This window comes from Sphingopyxis sp. GW821-FHT12C06, assembly GCF_058807415.1.
Map to the genome: position 1 here is coordinate 306,580 of NZ_JBXAQR010000006.1, position 17,257 is coordinate 323,836.

Consider the following 17,257-nt stretch of genomic DNA (forward strand, 5'->3'; position numbering starts at 1 on the left):
CCTCGCCTGTCGAGCGCGTGCCGGGCCCGGATCACCCGACCTCCGCAATCTCCATCGCGCGGTCGCCGAGCAGATAGCGCGGCCCCGCACCGCGCTGCGCGGCCTTGTCTGCGCGATTATAGAGCCCGCAGTTTTTCAGGCTCAGGCAACCGCATCCGATACAATTGTCGAGCAATTCGCGCGTCCGCGCCAGCGCCACAATCTGCGCGTCGATCCGCGCGCGCAGCCCCGTGCTGATCCGCGTCCAGTCGGCGGCGTTGGGATTGCGCCCGGCCGGCAGGCGCGCCAGTTCGGCCGCGATTTCCTCAAGGCTCAGTCCCAGCTGCTGCGCGATCAGGATGAAGGAGACACGCCGGATGTCGGCGCGAAGGAAGCGCCGCTGACCGCCGCTGGTGCGCAGCGCCGCGATCAGCCCTTTGGCTTCGTAAAAACGGATCGCCGATACCGCGACGCCGGTTCGCGTCGCGAGTTCGCCAATGGGGATCAGATCGCGCCGATGCATCTGCCTTGCCTCCTGTCAGCCCGAAGGCATCACAAAATATCTCTTGATCTAAACCTGACTTGAGCTTGCAAAAGATTTGCGTCAACCCGAATCAGGAGCAGACAACGTGACGCACCCTTTTATCGAACATGTGAACCTGACCGTCAGCGACCCGGCGCGCACCGCCTCGCTGATGATCGCCATCTTCGGCTGGCACGAGCGCTGGAGCGGCCCCGCACGCGACGGCGGCCACACGATCCACGTCGGCAGCGACCGCGCCTATATCGCGCTCTACACCGGCCCCAATGGCGAGCATGCCGAGCGGCGCTATCCCAAGGGCGAACCGCTCAACCATGTCGGGGTGCAGGTCGACGATCTCGACGCGACCGAGGCGAGGGTGAAGGCAGTCGACCTCATCCCCTTCAACCATGGCGATTATGAACCCGGTCGCCGCTTCTATTTCTTCGACCCCGACGGCATCGAATATGAAGTCGTCAGCTATGTGGCGCCGCTGCCGCGCTGAAGCGGGGAACGCCGGAAACCCGCCTAGCCCCGTCGCCCCCGCGAAAGCGGGGACGACGCCTACTGCACAGGCGGCCCGATCCGTCCCTCCCGAAATTCAAACCCGCCGTCACGATCACGCGCCAGCAGCGCGGGTCCGTCGAGGTCAACCCAACGCGCCCGCTGCGCCAGCACAAAGGCCGGCGCGATGGCCAAGCTGGTACACAACATACAGCCGACCATGATCGACAGCCCCGCCGCGTCGGCGGCATCGGCAAGCCGCAACGCCTCGGTCAACCCGCCCGCCTTGTCGAGTTTGATATTCACCCCGTCGTAAAAGGCACCGATCCGCGCGACATCAGCGGCGGTGTGGCAGCTTTCATCGGCGACAAAAGGCAGTGGCGCATAAATGGGGTCGAGCAGCGCGTCGGCGCCGACCGGTACCGGCTGCTCGATCATTTCGACCCCCATATCGGCGAGCGCTTCGGCCTCGCTCAAAATATCGATCTCACCCCAGCTTTCATTGGCGTCGACAATCAGCCGCGCTTCGGGTGCGCCCTTGCGGACTGCCGCAACGCGCAGCCGATCCTCCTCGCCGGTCAACTTGAGTTTGAGAAGGCGATAGCCATCGGCCGCGGCGGTCGCCGCCTGCTCGGCCATCGCGCCGGGGGTGCCAAGCGAGATGGTGAAAGCGGTAACGCGCGCAGTCGGTGCGCTGTCGAGGCCGACAAGCTGCCAGAGCCGAAGCCCCCGCTGCCGCGCCTCCAGATCCCAAAGCGCGCAGTCGAGCGCATTGCGCGCCGCGCCCGGTGCCAGCAATTCCTGCACCGCCGCGCGCGCCTCCGCGGCGCCCATGCCGGCGATATGCGGCGCCACGCGCAGCAACTGGTCGCGGCACCCCGTGGCATCCTCGCCATGATAATAAATCGGCGTCGCCTCGCCGCGCCCGACGACGCCCTCCTCTTCGATCTCGGCGACCACAACATCGACATGCGTCCTGGCGCCGCGACTGATCACGAACGCCCCCGCGACCGCCCACCGTTCGACACGCGCGCTTTTCAGTTGGATGGCCATGGAACACCAGTAAGGATGTCCACGATGACCGGCAAATCCTTATCCGAACGCATCGGCGATCTCGGCCACCGTCTCGCCGTCGAAGCCCATGCCGCGTGGCTCGCCGCGCGCGACCCGCGTGTGCCTTGGCTCGCGCGCCTTCTGGCGATCGCGGTCGCCGCCTATGCCCTCTCGCCGATCGACCTCATTCCCGATTTCATTCCGGTGCTGGGCTGGCTCGACGATCTCATCATCATACCCTTGGGATTGTGGGCGGTCCGCCGCCTGATCCCCGCTCCGCTCTGGACCGAACTCCATGCCGCCGCCGAAGTCGCGAGCGAGCGCCCGTCGAGCCGCGTCGGCATGGCGTTCATCCTGCTGCTGTGGGCGGGGCTGCTCTATCTCGTCTACTGGAGCGTACGGACATCGCCTTGGCATTAAAAAATCAGGTGGGTGGGATGTCCGTTACGGGGTGGAAAGCGGACATCGTCATTGCTTCGGCGGAGAACAACTAGCCGCTACTTTTATCCAGAAGATATGTTATTACATTTCTATGCTAGGCCGATCTTTCCGAACAGCGATGCTCTCCTTGCCACTCTTTCTGTGCGCATGCGGGGGTCAACAGGATGCTCAAGAGAGGGTAATGGAGGCACCGACGGAAAGCGAGGAAAGCGTCTTGAGCCTCTCCCTCGCAGACATGCGGGCGACGGATAGTTCATCATGTCTTATTTCTACCGTAAGCCCGGCGACGACCGTGTTTTGGCCCGATGTGCTATTGTTCAAAGATGATAGTAAGTTATTCCGCGCGGGCGATGCGCGGTTCGACGAAATAGCCATGGCATGGGCGCGAGCGAAGCCCAAACGATCCGCGACATTCCGGACACCTCGCCAAGCCTTGCAACATGGGTTCCGCATCATCGACGCTGCATCATCGGTGTCCGGTTGTCAGCAACGATTGACCCTGCGCTCGCCCGTTTTCGATGGTGATTTTGCGTTTGTCATTACTGATGTTGAGACCAAGGGTATCGCTGGGGGCGATTTTTACATCACCATATTTCAGCGGAACAGAGATCAATGGCAAAGCGTCGCGTTCGGAAGTTCTCGGTGGGGGCGCCCGATCATCTAGGTCAGGAACAACGGCAACGATCTGATGTCCACAATCGGTCGTTACCTGCCATTCTCGTTCCCCGGCGCAAGCCGGTACCCAGCGCATCGCAAAACGGCTGTCACGTTGCGCCACTGCGGACCCCGGCTTGCGCCGGGGAACCGCTTCATCTCACCCGCCGTTGCTGCGGATCCAATTCTCGACCACCGGCGCAATATCGTCACGCCACTTGCGGCCGTTGAAAATACCATAATGGCCGACAGTCTCCGCCATCAGATATTGCTTCTTCGCCGCCGGCAGCGATTTGGTGAGCGTCAGCGCCGCTTTGGTCTGGCCGAGCCCCGAAATATCGTCGCGCTCTCCCTCGATCGCAAGGATCGCAATATCCTCGATCGCATTCAGGTCGACGGGCTTGCCCCGGTGCAGCATCTCGCCCTTGGGCAGCAAATGGCGCTGGAACACGACGTCGACCGTCTGGAGGTAGAATTCCGACGTCATGTCGCACACTGCGCGATATTCGTCGTAAAATTCCTTGGTCTTGTCGGCGCTCTCACCGTCGCCGTCGACCAGATGCTTGAACATCGACCAGTGGCTCATCATGTGATTACCCAGATTCATCGACATGAAGCCCGCAAGCTGCAGGAAACCCGGATAGACCCGGCGGCCGGCGCCGGGATAATAGGCGGGCACCGTCGCGATGACATTTTCCTGAAACCAGGCGTGGGGCCGCGTCATCGCATGTTCGTTGACCGCGGTCGGGGCCTCGCGCGTGTCGATCGGACCGCCCATCATCGTCAGCGTCGCGGGACGGCACTTGTGCTTGTCGGCCGCCATGATCGCCGCGGCGGCAAGGCTCGGCACCGACGGCTGGCACACCGCCAGCACATGCGCGCCGGGGCCGATATGCTCGAGCCAGCCGATCAGATAATCGACATAATCGTCGAGATCGAATTTTCCTGCCTCCAGCGGCACGTTGCGCGCGTCGCGCCAGTCGGTGATCCACACGTCATGGCCCGGCAACATCCGCTCGACCGTACCGCGCAGCAGCGTCGCATAATGGCCCGACATCGGCGCGACGATCAGCAGCCTCGGGGCGCCTTTCGTCCCCTTGTGCTGGAAATGCTTGAGCTGCCCAAACGGCTTGCGCGCCTCGATCACCTCGGTCACCCGCACCGTCTCGCCATCGACGGTCGTTTCGAAAAGATCGAACCCCGGCTTGCCGCGCGGAGCGGAGGCATGGGCGAAGACTTCCAGCGCCGACGCGAACATCGGGCTGCCGCCGAAATAGCCGAGCGGATTCGCGGGATGTTGCATCGCCTGCGCTCCCGCGGTCGCGAGCGCGCTGGCACCGGCGAGCCAGTTCTTCTGCATTTCAAAGGCGTGATAGAGCATATTCGTTCCTTGCGTTGCCCCCAGCGGCGCTCTTCGGCGCCTGCTTGTTGAGGACAGTCTAGGGCTTCGGTTTTATTGTGCAATGCATCATAACCGTTGCAGTGGCGAATATTTGTCCATAATCTGCGGCCACGGCACGCCTTTGTGCCGCTGGAGCCTTTTATGTCTGAGATTGCGGGCAACCGCTAACATCCCGGCGAAAACGGGATGACTGGAGCGTGCTGACCTCTGTGTCCGCGCGCCTTTGTTGCTTTATATCCCGGACATATCCCATGAATATTTCGAAAGCGGAGCAACGCGTGCTCCATGTGCTGGCGCAAGGCGGCATGATCCGTCATCGGCGCGACGAAAACGGTCAGATCGTCGAGGCGCTGTGCTTCACGCGCGAAGGTTTCGTCCTCGCGCAAACCGGCCTGCCGCTGTTCAACCGGCTGCGGCGACGCGGCTTCATCGCCTCGCACGGCGGCGCGCCGTACCGCATAACGCAGGCGGGGCTCCGCGCAGTGCGTGCGCAGCTCGACAACCGTTGATGCAGAAGGGGAGCGCGATAATCGCGCTCCCCTTCATAATCTTTGAAGCCCGACGCCATTCTGCGACATTGAGCCGCGTCATCGCGGCTGCTAGGGCCGTCGCAATGGCGACAACATCCGAACCATCCGCCCTCCCCGCCGCGACCGAAGCGCCGGAGCCCCGCCGCCGCAAGCTCGGCAGCCTGCGCATGATATGGCATTATGCCAGCCGCTATCCGCTGCAAGTGCTGATCGCCGCGGTCGCGCTCAGCGTCGCCGCGCTCGCGACGCTCGCCATTCCCTGGCAGTTCAAGGAAATGATCGACAGCGGCTTCGTCGCCGGCGGCGGCGACGTCGCCCCGCATTTCCGGCTGTTCTACATCATCGTCCTGCTGCTCGCCGCCGCGACCGCGCTGCGCTTCTATTTCGTCAGCTGGCTGGGCGAACGCACCGTCGCCGATATCCGCCAGGCGGTTCAGCGCAATCTGCTCAGCCTCGCGCCCGGATTTTTCGAGGAAAACCGCCCGTCCGAGATCGCTTCGCGAATGACGTCGGACACCTCGATCATCGAACAGGTCGTCGGCACCACCGTATCGGTGGCGCTGCGCAATCTGGTGATGGGGATCGGCGGTATCGCCTATCTCTTCTCGCTGTCGCCCAAACTCACCGGCGGCATTTTGCTCGGCATCCCGATCATCATCATGCCGATCGTGCTGCTCGGCCGAAAGCTGCAGAATGTCTCGCGGTCGAGCCAGGACCGCGTCGCCGACATCGGCGCGACCACCGCCGAACAATTGGGCGCGATGAAGATCGTCCAGGCCTTTGGTCAGGAAGCGCGCGAGGCGACGCGCTTCGCCGACGCGGTCGAGGCGACCTTCGAGACCGCAAAGCGCCGCATCCGGCTGCGCGCGATGATGACCGCGATCGTCATTGGCCTGCTCTTCGGCGCGATCACCACCTTGCTCTGGTACGGCGCCGCCGGTGTCGCCGCGGGGACGATCACCGGCGGCACGATTGCCGCCTTCGTCCTCACCGGCGGGCTCGTCGCGGGCGCGTTCGGCGCGCTCACCGAAGTCTATGGCGATCTGCTCCGTGCCGCCGGGGCTGCCGAGCGCTTGAGCGAATTGCTCAACGCCGAACCCGGCATCGCCCCGCCCGCGAGCCCGCGCGCCTTCCCCGAGCCCGCCGTCGGCACACTCGAATTCCGCAATGTCGAATTCCACTACCCGACCCGCCCCGACGCCCCCGCGCTGCATGACTTTTCGCTGGCCATCCGGCCGCGCGAGACGATCGCGATCGTCGGCCCGTCAGGCGCGGGCAAGTCGACCCTGTTCCAGCTCGCCGAGCGCTTCTACGACCCGCAGGGAGGGCAGATCCTTCTCGACGGCGTTCCTCTGACCGAGGCCGACCCCGCCGACATCCGCGCCCGCATCGCGATGGTGCCGCAGGAAACGGTAATCTTCGCCGCCTCGGCGCGCGACAATCTGCGCTACGGCAATTGGGATGCTACCGACGCGCAATTGTGGGACGCCGCGCGCGCCGCCAATGCCGAGGAGTTTCTCCGCAAGCTGCCGCAGGGCCTCGATACCTTCATGGGCGAAGGCGGCGCACGCCTGTCGGGCGGCCAGCGTCAGCGCGTCGCCATCGCCCGCGCCCTGCTCCGCCGCGCACCATTGCTCCTGCTCGACGAGGCGACCTCGGCGCTCGACGCCGAATCCGAAAAGCTCGTTCAGGACGCGCTCGAAACCTTGATGCACGACCGCACGACGATCGTCATCGCCCACCGCCTCGCGACCGTGCGCGCCGCCGACCGTATCATCGTGATGGACGACGGGCGCATCGTCGAAGAGGGCAAGCATGATCAGCTCGTCGCCGCCGACGGCCTCTATGCCCGCCTCGCGCGACTCCAGTTCCAGGATAATCTCGCCGCCGCCTGAACGCCGCCCCTACGAAGGATATGCCGATGTCGCTGCTCTATAATCTCTCCGTCCCGGCCTGGCAGAACGGCCTCAAGGCGCTGTCCGGCGAGCTGGACAAGGCGTTGAGCTGGGGCACGGCCAACGGCGTCGGCGAATTGCAGTTCACTGCGGCCCGGCTGGCGCCCGATATGTTCCCGCTCGCATCGCAGGTTCGCTTCACCTGCGCTCAGGCCTTGCAGCCGCTGGTGCGCCTCGGCGTTTCGGACGTTCCCGAATTTGCCGCTGATGCCTCCGATTTCGCGGGCATGCAGGAACAGATCGCCTCGACCCTGGCCTTTCTCGGGACCGTCGAGCCTGCGGCGCTCGGCGACGATGGTGACCGCGCGGTCAGCTTCACCCTGCCCAATGGCATGGTCTTCGACATGACCGCGTTCGACTATCTTCGCGACTGGGCGCAGCCGCAATTCGCCTTCCACCGCGTCGCCGCCTATGCGGTGCTCCGCCATATGGGCGTCCCGCTCGGCAAGGCCGATTATGTCAGCTACGTCATGCGCTATCTGCGCCCGGGAACCGCCCCCGCCGCCTGACACGGGCGACGGGGCGCCGCAGGGTCAGATCAGCCCGCGATATTCGTGTATACCCGGAAAGGCGAGCTTGCTGCCGCCGTTGCGCCGGATCGCGCCGATCGCCTGATCGACGCGCAGGTATCGCGCACGGGCGTCGGGCTCGAGCAGGATCGTCGCCGGTTCGGCGCGCTCCGACGCCTCTTTCACCAGCACACCCAACTGGGCGAGGTCGATCGCCTCCGCATTCCAGCGAATGACGTCAGCCGTATCGATCGTCACGCGATTTTCGTCGGCGACCTTCACCCCGCCCGCCCCTGTCGGCAGCGTCACGTCGACGCTGTGTGTCGGCGGCGGAATGGTGATGATGAACATCACCAGCATCACCAGCATGACGTCGATCAGCGGCGTCGTGTTGATGTCGGGGTCGCCATTGGGGTCGGCACGGAAAATGCTGCGGCGTCGGCGCATAGCCTCTCTCCCGGTTTCCGGGCCGGCGCGCGGGCTCTTCATTGGCGGCCAGCCTCGGCGTCGAGGCACAAGACCATCCCCATGCCCCACAATGACATGGTATATCATAATTTCGCAAAGACAAGCGCCGATCGCTTACTCTCGTGGCGGCGCGACGCCGGTCCGCGCGGCACCACCCGCGCCCATAAAGAAAGGGCGGCGCCTTGCGGCACCGCCCCTCTTTTTCGTCCCATCCCCGTCGGGAATGGAAACCGGTCTTACATGCCCGAGTTCGGACCGTAAGTGATTTCCACGCGACGGTTCTGGTCGTTGCGAACGCCATCGGCGGTTGCAACGGCCGGGCGCGATTCGCCAAACGCTTCTGCGCTGATCGAGCCGTCCGAGATACCGCGAGCGGTCAGATAGCTGCGAACCGCGTCGTTGCGGCGCTGCGACAGGCCGACGTTGTACTTGGCTGCACCCGAACGGTCGGCGTGACCGGCGAGCATGACCTGCGTACCCGTGCAACCACGGTTGTAGGCGCTGATCGCGTTGTCGAGCGTCGAAGCCGCTTCCGGCGTGATGTTCGACTGATCCCAGTCGAAGTACACGATATACGGTCCGGGCTCACACACCACCGGCGGAGGCGGCGGCGGGGGAGGCGGCGGGGGCGGCGGCGGCGGGGGAGGCGGCGGAGGTGCCACGACCGGAGCAGCTTCAGCACCACCGAAGTTGTAGGTCAGCGTGCCGAGGATCGAGTGCGAACGGAAGCGCGTCGAAACGTCGCGACCGCGCTGGTCGACCAGGTCAAGATTGTCGGCGTTGAAGAAACGATACTTCAGGCCGGCATCCCAATGGCTGGTCAGCGGAGCGCGGATACCCGCGATCGCCTGCCAGGCAAAGCCCGTGTCCGAATCGTCAAGGAACGCACCGGCGAAGACCGGTTCGACCGAAACGCGAGCAACACCGGCACCACCACCGACGAAGCCCTGCAGCCCGTCATCGTCACCGAAGTCGAGCATGCCGTTGACCATGAAGCTCAACACGTTCGAATCGCCGTTCAGCGGCGTCGTGCCGGTGAACAGGGCGCCCGTGCCGGCTACGCTCTGCGGAATACCGGGAGCACCGAAGGTGCCGCCCTTGATGTCGGCTTCGCGATAGCCGACTTCGACTTCTGCGCGGAAACCACCGAAGTCATAACCGACAGTACCTTCGAAGTCATAACCTTTACGGTGATCGAGAGTGCCTGCATTCTGGACAGTGCCGATGTCGAGGTCCATATCCTCGACGATCATCACACCACCACCAACACCAACATACCATGAGTTGTCGCGTGCCAGAGCAGGCGACGCCAGGGCAGTGGAGGCCAACGCCACGGCGACGGCTAGCTTCCTCATAACAAATTCCCCTTTCAATTGAGCTTTACGTCTCGTCAGACGTCCTACTCGCGCCTTTGGTTCCGCGCAACCCAACAAATCGCCAATATGTTGCCAAAAAGTCGCACTTTGCCCGCGAATAGGTGCAAAATTAGCCCGAATTCAGAAGGCCCTGCGCCTCGAGGTGCAGAATCAATGCGATGATGACAGACCGCGCTTCGAAATCCACTGTAACGCCTCCGGCAGGGCCCGCGATTGTCGCCGGTTCGATCCATCCGTCACCGTCGCATCGCAGCCACGCGCCGTCGGTCAATCGCACCGCACGCATCCCGGCGCGGGGCGCCGCAAAGCGCCAGCCTCCGGCCGTCCGTATCGCGACCGCACCCGCCTCGCCCGCCCAACCGCCACTCGGCGCGGCGCCGACCAGCCAGCACTGCCCCTCCAACGCTCCGCCGGGCGGAACATTCAGCGGCCCGTCCTCGACCGCCGCGTGGACCAGCGCATCGAGCAAGGTCAGCGCCTCATTATGCGTGACCTCCTTCTGCGCCTGCGCCATCGCCAGCAGCGGCAGCGAAAAGCGCGGCGTCGCGGGAGTATTATCGGTCATGCTCTCATCCTTTCATATGAGCGGAAGCGTGAGGGGAAGCGACAGGGCGAAATCACCGATCTGCCGAATTTCAATCACACGTCCGGGCGGCACGGACGCCATGGCCGCCGCCGGAATATGAAGCTCGGGCGTCAGGCATTCCCAAGGCCCGACGCCCGAAACGGCGGGAACCAGCGTCACACGCCACGCCATGCGGCTTTCACCAGCGGGCAGGTCGACATGGTCGCGCCACCCCGTATCGACGCGGCTGCGCCGTACCCAGCCAATAATCACCCCGCCCGCACCATCGCGCCGAACCCGCCCCTGCACCGGCGCCAACGGCCGCAACGCCAGCGCCCCGCCGGGCACGTCAACCTCGGTCAGCACCGTTCCGTTGCGCGGCGCCCATTGCAGCGTCGCGCCAGCACCCTCGGCCGCCCCCGCAAGGTCGCCGGGCAGGATCAGCACCGCCGGATCGTCGACCAGCACAAAGGGCGCGCCCGCGCCATGCGTCATCGCACCTTCGGTTCCACCGCGCCCGCGAAGCAGCCGCGACAGGCGCCAAAGGCCTGGCCCGACCGTTTCGGCACGCCCGAACTGCAACAATTCGCCGCCGATCATCGCGCGGTTCGCGCCGCCAAACAGCCGCGCATCGTCAACCGATTCCAATGTCATCGCCGGATTGGTCAGCCTCACCAGCGCACTGTTGGCGCCATCGAACAAGGCGCAACTTCCCGGCGCCAGCGCCCCGGCCAGAACGCCCAGCGCCGCCGCCGGGCGCAGCGTGCCAACGGGCACCGGCGCAGCCCCGGACACCGTGACGAACCAGCAATCGGCGCCGCGCCAGCCGTCGTTGCTTCCCGCGCCCGCCAACAGCAACTGCGGCACATTCGCCGCCGGACTGCCGATATTGGGCAGGTCGAAAACCTGTACCGTCCCTACGGCATCGGGCCAGTCGGGTGCGGTCACCGGCGTACCGGGATCGGCGCCGACCTCATCGGCCGGCAATGGCTGGTGACGACGCAGTTCGAGCGACACGTTGCCGCCGCGCACCATCCGCGCCGCCAGCCGCCAGGCGCCGCCGTCGGCCAAGGTCACCACCCCGCCAACCGGCAGCGCGAGCGCGGCCAGATCGCCCCGCCACACCACCGCCTCGCGCCCGTCGGCAATCGCCCCAGCCATCTGTCGCGCCAGCGCCCGCGCCGACGCGGCGGGCAGCACCGCGGGCAGGTCGATACGCTCCTCGCGCACTCCGCCGCCCGCGACCATGCTCGCCTGCTGGCCCAGCTGATAATCGCGCTCGGGCTCATAATGACGCAGCCGGATGATGCCCGGCAACGCGTCCATCGGCGCGCGCCGCCGTTCGGCGCAATCGCCCGCTCCCTCACCCCGCCGCGTCTCGCGAAAATCCGCCAGCGCGACCGGCGCACCAGCCAATGCCGCGGGCGTCAGCCGCCATCCGTCGGGCCGGCTCGCCAGCCGCACCGCATCGGCCTCGAACAAGGGCGCCAGCGCATCACGCGCCCGGTCGCCCGACGCGGCATAGCCCGCAAAAGGCCATCGCCCGGTGCAACGCCCCCCCTCGCCCAGCAAGGCATTGCCGATCAACCCGGCATCGACGTCGCCCGCATCGGCCTCGACCTCAAAGGTCAAAGACGGGATGCGATTGCCGAAGTTCGCGAGTTCCAACTCCTCGAACACCGCATAAGAGAGTCCCCGAAACGCGCTCACCGATGCCGTACCGACCGCCGACGCGATCAACGGGTCGACCGCTTGATCCTCGCGGCCGTCGTGCCAGCGAAAGGTACAGCGCTCCTGAAATGTCCCGCTCGCCCCGCGCAGCAGATTGCCGTCTGCCCATATGCGCTTGATCGCGCGGATCGGCCGCGACGACAACGCCACCGCGAGCGACGCCGCATAGCTATATTCGGTCACCGACGGTCGTCCCTTGCCGCCGCCGCGCTTGTTGCGGCGTTCGATCAGGTCGGTCGCCCAGATCACACTGCCCGCGACGCGCATCGTCCCGAACAGCTGCGGAATCTGCTGACCATAGGTCGACGCCTGCACTTTCAGATCGGCGAGCCGTGGCCCCTCGCGCCCCTTGGGCTTGAAGATCGCCGCGTCGATCTGTTGCCCGACGGCGGCCCCGATCGCCGCCCCGACCGGCCCGCCCACAATCCCGCCGACCACCGTCAGCACCAAAGTCGCCATAATGAATCTCCATAAACCCCCTCCCGCCTGCGGGAGGGGCAGCGAGACTTGAGCGCTTGCGCTCTAGTCGCAGCGGGGAGGGCCGCGCCGCAGCCGCCACAGCACCGCGCCCTCGGCAGCCGCATCAAATGGCGTCTCAACCACCCGCCGCAATCCGGCATGCGCGTGCACCAGACTCACCGGTCCGATCAGCCCCAGATGAAATTGCCCCGCAGCGAAAGCGATCAACGCAACATCGCCATCGCGCGCCTCCGCATCGGCCGGCCCAAACCCCGCCGTTGCCAAGCCCGCCTCAACGCGCGCCCGCGCCCACCCGCGAAGTGGATAGTCTCTCGGCCGCACCAACCGCAGCCCGGCCGCGACATAAGCCGCCCAGACCAGCCCGACGCAATCGACCCCCGTCGCGGGATCGCACCCTTGCGCCCGGAACGGTACCCCGACCATCGCCCGCGCTGCGGCCAAGGCGCGCGCGCCAGGCTCATCCACCGGGGTAACGCGTCAGCAGGTCATTACCAGGCAGGTGAGCTTCACCTCGAAAATTCACCGCATTGGCAAAGCGCGCGGTGCAGGTCGCCAACTGCTTGTCGCACCCTTCGATCAGCCGCACGCGGAGCGGCGGCACCGCTGTCAACGGCGGTCCCTCGGCCAGATGCAGCGCCGCGCCGTCCGCCGCGATCACCGGCGACGCCAGCCCGCAATTCGCGCCCTCCATCCACATCAATTCGCCAAAGGCCATCGCCTCCACCGCACTGTCGAGTGTGGCAATCCTCCCCGCGACCGCAACCACGCGCCGAAAATGGGTGCGGGGCGCCAGATCGACGCGGCACGCCCGGTCGCCCAGCGCCGCGCGGCAGCTCGGTGACGTCGCCGGACACACCGGCCGGTCGAGTATTCGCGTCACCCCCTGCAACTCCGCGGTGAACGCCGCCCCGCGCCGCTCGACCGCGCCCAGCGACCCGCGCGCGACCGTCACCGGCGCTGCGTCGGGCGCCACCCAGTCTGTGACGAACAGCATCAGTTCGGCCCCGTCCCAGCGCCCGGCATCCAGATCATCGGCGGCGATCGCATCGCTCGCCAGCCCGCCCTCCAGATCCAGCGTCTCCATATCCAGACTGTCGCTCGTCTCCAGCGCCGACGGCGTCATCCCCGGCGCGGCACGATAGACGAGCCCGCCGACGATCAGGTCGCGGTCGTGCGAGGTCAGCCCGATCACCACCCCGTCGCGCCGTGACAGCCGCCAGCACCAGGCGAGCGTCACCAGCTCTTCGCGCAGCCAGCCGGGCGCAGCTGTCATCGTCACCACGGCGCCCGCACCTCAACGAGCGGCACGCTCGCCATCTCGCCCGCCAGAAAGGTCGCGCGGCTGACCTCCAGCCGATCCTCGGCAAAGCGCACCGCGACATCGAACAGAAAACCGGCCCGCACCGCCGCGCCCGGCGGCGGCGGCACATCGAACAGCAATTCGCCCGTCCCCGTCATCGCGAAAGCCACCGTCTCGATGCCGTCGACCGACACCCGCACGCTGCTATCGACCGGCAACCGGATCGCGCGCGTCTGCACCGCGTCGCCGTCGCCATAGCGCTTCACCAAAGCGAACTGCCGCCGACTGCCATCGCCGGTCCCCAGCAACTGATCTTCGGCCCCCGGCATCCCGCCATCGGCTGCCGAACTGCCGTCGAACGGATCGCGAAAGCGAAACCCCCGTGCCGCCCCGCGCCGGGCGCGAAAGAAGTCGGCCAGCGTCCGCACATCGGCTTCGGACCGCACCCCCGGCCCGGCATCATAACGCATCCGGGCATCCGCCCATTCGCTCGCGCGCTGTTCATGCCCCGATGGCGAGGCAATGATCTGGGTTGAAAATTCGGTCACCACCATCGCCTCGCGGCCGATCGCCAGCGGGAAATCCACCGCATCAAACGCCTGCACATCATCCTCCCCGTCAAATGTCACAAAGCCGTCGCGCGTGACCTGCGGCAGCGCCCAGACGAACGCCCGCGCCACCCCCGCGCGCCGCGCATCGTCGGCGGCATCGGCAATTGCCCCCCACTGCGCGCGATCCTCAGGCTTCAGCACGAAGCCCGAAAAATAATGCTGCTCGCCCACCGCATAACCGAGCCGCTCGACCATCGCCGCCCGCGCTCCCGCGGTCCCGGCCCCGCGCCCGGCGGTGACCCAGTCATAATCCTCCAGCTGCAGGATATCGAATGCCGGCGCCGCCCATTCGACCGGCACATTGGCGCGCCGCACCTCGGGCGCCGCCGCGTCGAGCACCGTCGGCAGAAAGACGAGCACATGGCTGACCAGCCCCGGCACCTCATCGCGCGCCGCCGCGATCAGCGCCGCGGTCGACGCCGCAAGCAGTCTCCCCAGCGCATCGAGCATCGCCCGCTGCGCCGCACCCTGCGCCCCCCGCACATCGGCAATCGCGACGCTCGCGCTTCCCAGCACCGCCGTCGTCGCATCATCATAGGCACAGATCCGCCCGCCGCTCGCGATCCACCACCAGGGTTCGCCGACCTGGAATTTCGCCGCCAACCCCGCCTCGCGTCCGATCGCGACAAAAGCCCGCGCGACCCGCTGCAAATAGCCCATCGCCTCGGCATTCGCGGGCGACAGCAGGGTCGACGGCGGCTCCCATCCGGTCAGTGCCGGCGCGCCCGCGGCATCGCGCTGCTTCCAGCTCGCGGGGCAATAAGCATCGAAAACTTCGTACGAGAGCGACCAGATCAGCCCCAGCCCCGCCGCCTTGCACGCCGCGGCAAGCTCCCCGTGCCACGCCGCGCACGGCGCATTGATCGCGCCGCCCGCAACATCGGCGGCAAAGCCGCCGCCCGCCGCCGCGAGCCGCATATAATGGCTCATCCCGACATAATGGACGATGTCACCGCGATAGCCCAGTTGGACGATCTGTCGCACCAGCCGCGCCGGGGCCAGATGATAATGATCGTCATAGCCGCCCGCGATCCCCAGCCCATGCCCGGGCATCACCACATCGCCGATCGCCAGCACCGACCCCGACCCCGAACAGGCGATGTCGCGCATCTCGGCCCAGCCTTCGACCGGCCCGGCCAGCACCCCATCGCTCCCGTCGAATGTCGGCGGCACCAGCGAAATGAACATCCGGTCGATATCGCCCACCCACACCGGATCAGCCTCGCCCGGCAACAGGAACCCACCCTCAAGCGCATCGAAATCGAGCGTGATGAGCGCATCCTCGCCCGTGCCCGCCGCATAATTCCACAGCCGCACATACCAGGCGCGCGGGCTCCCCGCCGCATCGCGCCCCTCGATCGTCAGCGTCGGCCCGTGCAGCGCATCGAGCGGCTTCACACCGCCCGACCGCCAGCGGAATCTCAGCTGTGTATGCCGAAAATCGCGCTTCGTCTCATAGGCGAGCAACGGATGATCCCACCGGTCTTCGCTTTCCCAGATCAGCCCCGCCAGATCCTGCTTCCGGTAGAAAACCGCCTCGACGCGCAGCACGCCCGGCGCATCGCTCGTCACGCTCGCCATCATCGGCCGCGCAAAATCGACCGTCCAGTATCGCGGGTCGAAACGTTTCAGCCACCCCTTGCGATGATGCGGCTCGGCCGCCGCCAACGCCCAGCCCATCAGTCTTCCCCCGCCGCAACCGCACGCCGCACCGCGCGCGCCAGCTGCCGCCCCGTCTGCGCCAGCCGCTGCGGGTCGCTTCCCGCCTGCCCCTGCACATTCACCGTAATCGCGATGTTGCGCACCATCCCGCCCGCAGCCTCGATCCGTCCGCTCGCGGTCGGCACGAACAGTTCGGGGCCGCGCTCGCCGACGCGATAGGCGCGCCCCGCGCTCACCGGCCCGCCCGTCGCCCGCCCGGGCGCCCCGAACAAGGCCGTCGCCAGACTCATCCCCAGCGACAGCAGTCCGCCTCCGCCCGATCCGCCCCCACCGGCCGTCGCCGCGCCGATCCCGTTCGATATCGCCGCGCGTGCGATATCGGCCATAACCGACAGCGCGATCCGCTTCAGATCCTCGAACCCCATCTTGCCGCTGACGATCGCCCGGCTCAGCGCGTGCTCGATCCCGCGCCCCGCCGCATCGGCGGCCGACACCAGATCGCCGCCCAGCTCGGCACGCAGCGCCGCAATGTCGCGGCGAAACGCCCCGGTGTCGGCGCGCACCGCGACCACCATCTCGTCAACCTCATCCATCGGGAAAAGCCTCCATCATCGCCGCCAGCGCCGCACCATCGAAGGACGCCTCGGCATCCTCGTCGACCCAGCCCGCCAGCACCGCCGCCACATCGGCCGGCGTCGCCGCCCAAAACTCCGCCGGCCGCCACCCCGCGACACGCGCCATCAGTCCGAGCAAGGGCAGAGCGGCAGCGCCAAAAAGCCCCTCACCCACCTCAACGCCCCTGCAAAATCTGCCCCAGCAGCACGCGCAGCGCCGGCGTCACGGCCACCAGCCCCGCCGCGACCACCGCTTCACCCACTGCCTCGCGCGTCACCCCCTCGGCACGGTCGCCGGCGCAATGCCAAAACAGGCACGCCATTTCGCCCAGCCCCAGCCGCCCGTCGGCGGCGCGCTCGACCAGCGCGAACAGCGGCCCCAGTTCGGCCTCCGCCGCAACCAGCGCGGCAAAGCTCGGGCGCAGCACCAGCACCGCGCCATCGACGCGCAGTTCTGCCTCGCCGCGGAGCGCATTGGCCCCGCTCACAGGCTCACCACCGCGCCGCTCGATTCGAGGTTCAGCGTGTAATTGCGCTCGCCATTATAATCGCCGGCATAGTCGAGCCGCGTGACCAGGAACCGCCCCTGCATCCGCTCGCCGCTTTCAAAGCTCAGTTCATAATCGTCGATCGCGCCCGCCAGCGCGTGACTGCGCAGCCGCACCTCGGTGTCGGACCCGGTAAAAATGCCCGCCGCGCTCACCGAAACCGATCGCACCCCGGCGCCCGACAACAGCGAGCGCCACCCGCCCGAATCCTTGGTCGTGACATTGACCGCCTCGCCGTTCACCGACAGCTGGGTCGTGCGCAGCCCCGCGACCGTGCGATAGGTTGGCGGCGCCGCGCCATCACCAATCTTGAGCAGAAAAGCGCTCCCATTTTCAATCGCCATCGTCTATTCTC

At 66.6% G+C, this 17,257-nt stretch carries 20 protein-coding genes; 6 read left to right on the forward strand and 14 right to left on the reverse strand.

The window, feature by feature from the left end; genetic code table 11:
• Positions 1-31: 31 nt before the first annotated feature.
• A complete protein-coding gene (gene soxR, locus AC1RRJ_RS19080) occupies positions 32-502 on the reverse strand; it encodes a redox-sensitive transcriptional activator SoxR (RefSeq protein WP_088472538.1) in 471 nt (156 codons plus the stop codon).
• A gap of 106 nt (positions 503-608) precedes the next feature.
• Here soxR and AC1RRJ_RS19085 point away from each other — a divergent pair, with 106 nt between their 5' ends.
• On the forward strand, positions 609-1,004 hold the full coding sequence (locus AC1RRJ_RS19085) for a VOC family protein (RefSeq protein WP_493125610.1): 396 nt from the start codon (positions 609-611) through the stop codon (positions 1,002-1,004).
• A gap of 59 nt (positions 1,005-1,063) precedes the next feature.
• Here AC1RRJ_RS19085 and AC1RRJ_RS19090 read toward each other — a convergent pair whose 3' ends face one another.
• A complete protein-coding gene (locus AC1RRJ_RS19090) occupies positions 1,064-2,056 on the reverse strand; it encodes a dipeptide epimerase (RefSeq protein WP_493125612.1) in 993 nt (330 codons plus the stop codon).
• A 24-nt stretch (positions 2,057-2,080) separates the two neighbouring features.
• Between AC1RRJ_RS19090 and AC1RRJ_RS19095 the strand changes: the two genes are divergently transcribed.
• Positions 2,081-2,476, forward strand: coding sequence for a YkvA family protein (locus AC1RRJ_RS19095; RefSeq protein ID WP_493125614.1), 396 nt, complete (start codon positions 2,081-2,083; stop codon positions 2,474-2,476).
• A gap of 235 nt (positions 2,477-2,711) precedes the next feature.
• Positions 2,712-3,161 (forward strand): hypothetical protein, encoded by a 450-nt coding sequence (locus AC1RRJ_RS19100; RefSeq protein WP_493125616.1) that lies wholly within the window; start codon positions 2,712-2,714, stop codon positions 3,159-3,161.
• Positions 3,162-3,311: 150 nt separating this feature from the next.
• On the opposite strand, the gene AC1RRJ_RS19105 is transcribed toward AC1RRJ_RS19100, so the two are convergent.
• Positions 3,312-4,532, reverse strand: a complete 1,221-nt coding sequence (locus tag AC1RRJ_RS19105) for a polyhydroxyalkanoate depolymerase (RefSeq protein WP_493125618.1) — start codon at positions 4,530-4,532, stop codon at positions 3,312-3,314.
• 272 nt (positions 4,533-4,804) lie between these two features.
• Between AC1RRJ_RS19105 and AC1RRJ_RS19110 the strand changes: the two genes are divergently transcribed.
• From AC1RRJ_RS19110 to AC1RRJ_RS19120, 3 genes are all read left to right on the forward strand, one after another.
• Positions 4,805-5,062: a YjhX family toxin gene (locus AC1RRJ_RS19110; protein WP_493125620.1), complete on the forward strand. Its 258-nt coding sequence runs from the start codon at positions 4,805-4,807 to the stop codon at positions 5,060-5,062.
• A 104-nt stretch (positions 5,063-5,166) separates the two neighbouring features.
• A complete protein-coding gene (locus AC1RRJ_RS19115; RefSeq protein WP_493125622.1) occupies positions 5,167-6,978 on the forward strand; it encodes an ABC transporter transmembrane domain-containing protein in 1,812 nt (603 codons plus the stop codon).
• Positions 6,979-7,004: 26 nt separating this feature from the next.
• On the forward strand, positions 7,005-7,547 hold the full coding sequence (locus AC1RRJ_RS19120; RefSeq protein WP_493125624.1) for a DUF1993 domain-containing protein: 543 nt from the start codon (positions 7,005-7,007) through the stop codon (positions 7,545-7,547).
• 24 nt (positions 7,548-7,571) lie between these two features.
• On the opposite strand, the gene AC1RRJ_RS19125 is transcribed toward AC1RRJ_RS19120, so the two are convergent.
• From AC1RRJ_RS19125 to AC1RRJ_RS19175, 11 genes are all read right to left on the reverse strand, one after another.
• The gene (locus AC1RRJ_RS19125) at positions 7,572-7,994 is read right to left on the reverse strand and encodes an ExbD/TolR family protein (RefSeq protein WP_493125626.1); all 423 of its coding nucleotides are present in this window, start codon (positions 7,992-7,994) and stop codon (positions 7,572-7,574) included.
• Between the two features lie 257 nt (positions 7,995-8,251).
• Positions 8,252-9,370: an OmpA family protein gene (locus tag AC1RRJ_RS19130; protein WP_493125628.1), complete on the reverse strand. Its 1,119-nt coding sequence runs from the start codon at positions 9,368-9,370 to the stop codon at positions 8,252-8,254.
• Between the two features lie 130 nt (positions 9,371-9,500).
• The gene (locus tag AC1RRJ_RS19135; RefSeq protein ID WP_493125630.1) at positions 9,501-9,956 is read right to left on the reverse strand and encodes a DUF2793 domain-containing protein; all 456 of its coding nucleotides are present in this window, start codon (positions 9,954-9,956) and stop codon (positions 9,501-9,503) included.
• Between the two features lie 12 nt (positions 9,957-9,968).
• Positions 9,969-12,146: a phage tail protein gene (locus AC1RRJ_RS19140; protein ID WP_493125632.1), complete on the reverse strand. Its 2,178-nt coding sequence runs from the start codon at positions 12,144-12,146 to the stop codon at positions 9,969-9,971.
• Positions 12,147-12,209: 63 nt separating this feature from the next.
• Entirely contained in the window at positions 12,210-12,608 is a 399-nt protein-coding gene (locus AC1RRJ_RS19145) for an NlpC/P60 family protein (protein WP_493125634.1), read from the reverse strand.
• 16 nt (positions 12,609-12,624) lie between these two features.
• A complete protein-coding gene (locus AC1RRJ_RS19150; protein ID WP_493125741.1) occupies positions 12,625-13,440 on the reverse strand; it encodes a phage/gene transfer agent baseplate hub protein in 816 nt (271 codons plus the stop codon).
• Positions 13,441-13,442: 2 nt separating this feature from the next.
• Positions 13,443-15,758, reverse strand: coding sequence for a DUF2460 domain-containing protein (locus AC1RRJ_RS19155; protein WP_493125636.1), 2,316 nt, complete (start codon positions 15,756-15,758; stop codon positions 13,443-13,445).
• Positions 15,758-16,333, reverse strand: a complete 576-nt coding sequence (locus tag AC1RRJ_RS19160) for a tail tape measure protein (protein WP_493125638.1) — start codon at positions 16,331-16,333, stop codon at positions 15,758-15,760. Before AC1RRJ_RS19160 ends, AC1RRJ_RS19155 begins: the two co-directional genes overlap by 1 nt.
• Positions 16,326-16,529, reverse strand: coding sequence for a phage tail assembly chaperone (locus AC1RRJ_RS19165; protein ID WP_493125640.1), 204 nt, complete (start codon positions 16,527-16,529; stop codon positions 16,326-16,328). The genes AC1RRJ_RS19160 and AC1RRJ_RS19165 overlap by 8 nt, the downstream gene beginning before the upstream one ends.
• A 1-nt stretch (position 16,530) precedes the next feature.
• The gene (locus AC1RRJ_RS19170) at positions 16,531-16,842 is read right to left on the reverse strand and encodes a GTA-gp10 family protein (RefSeq protein ID WP_493125642.1); all 312 of its coding nucleotides are present in this window, start codon (positions 16,840-16,842) and stop codon (positions 16,531-16,533) included.
• Positions 16,839-17,246: a phage tail tube protein gene (locus AC1RRJ_RS19175; RefSeq protein WP_493125644.1), complete on the reverse strand. Its 408-nt coding sequence runs from the start codon at positions 17,244-17,246 to the stop codon at positions 16,839-16,841. The genes AC1RRJ_RS19170 and AC1RRJ_RS19175 overlap by 4 nt, the downstream gene beginning before the upstream one ends.
• Positions 17,247-17,257: the final 11 nt, after the last annotated feature.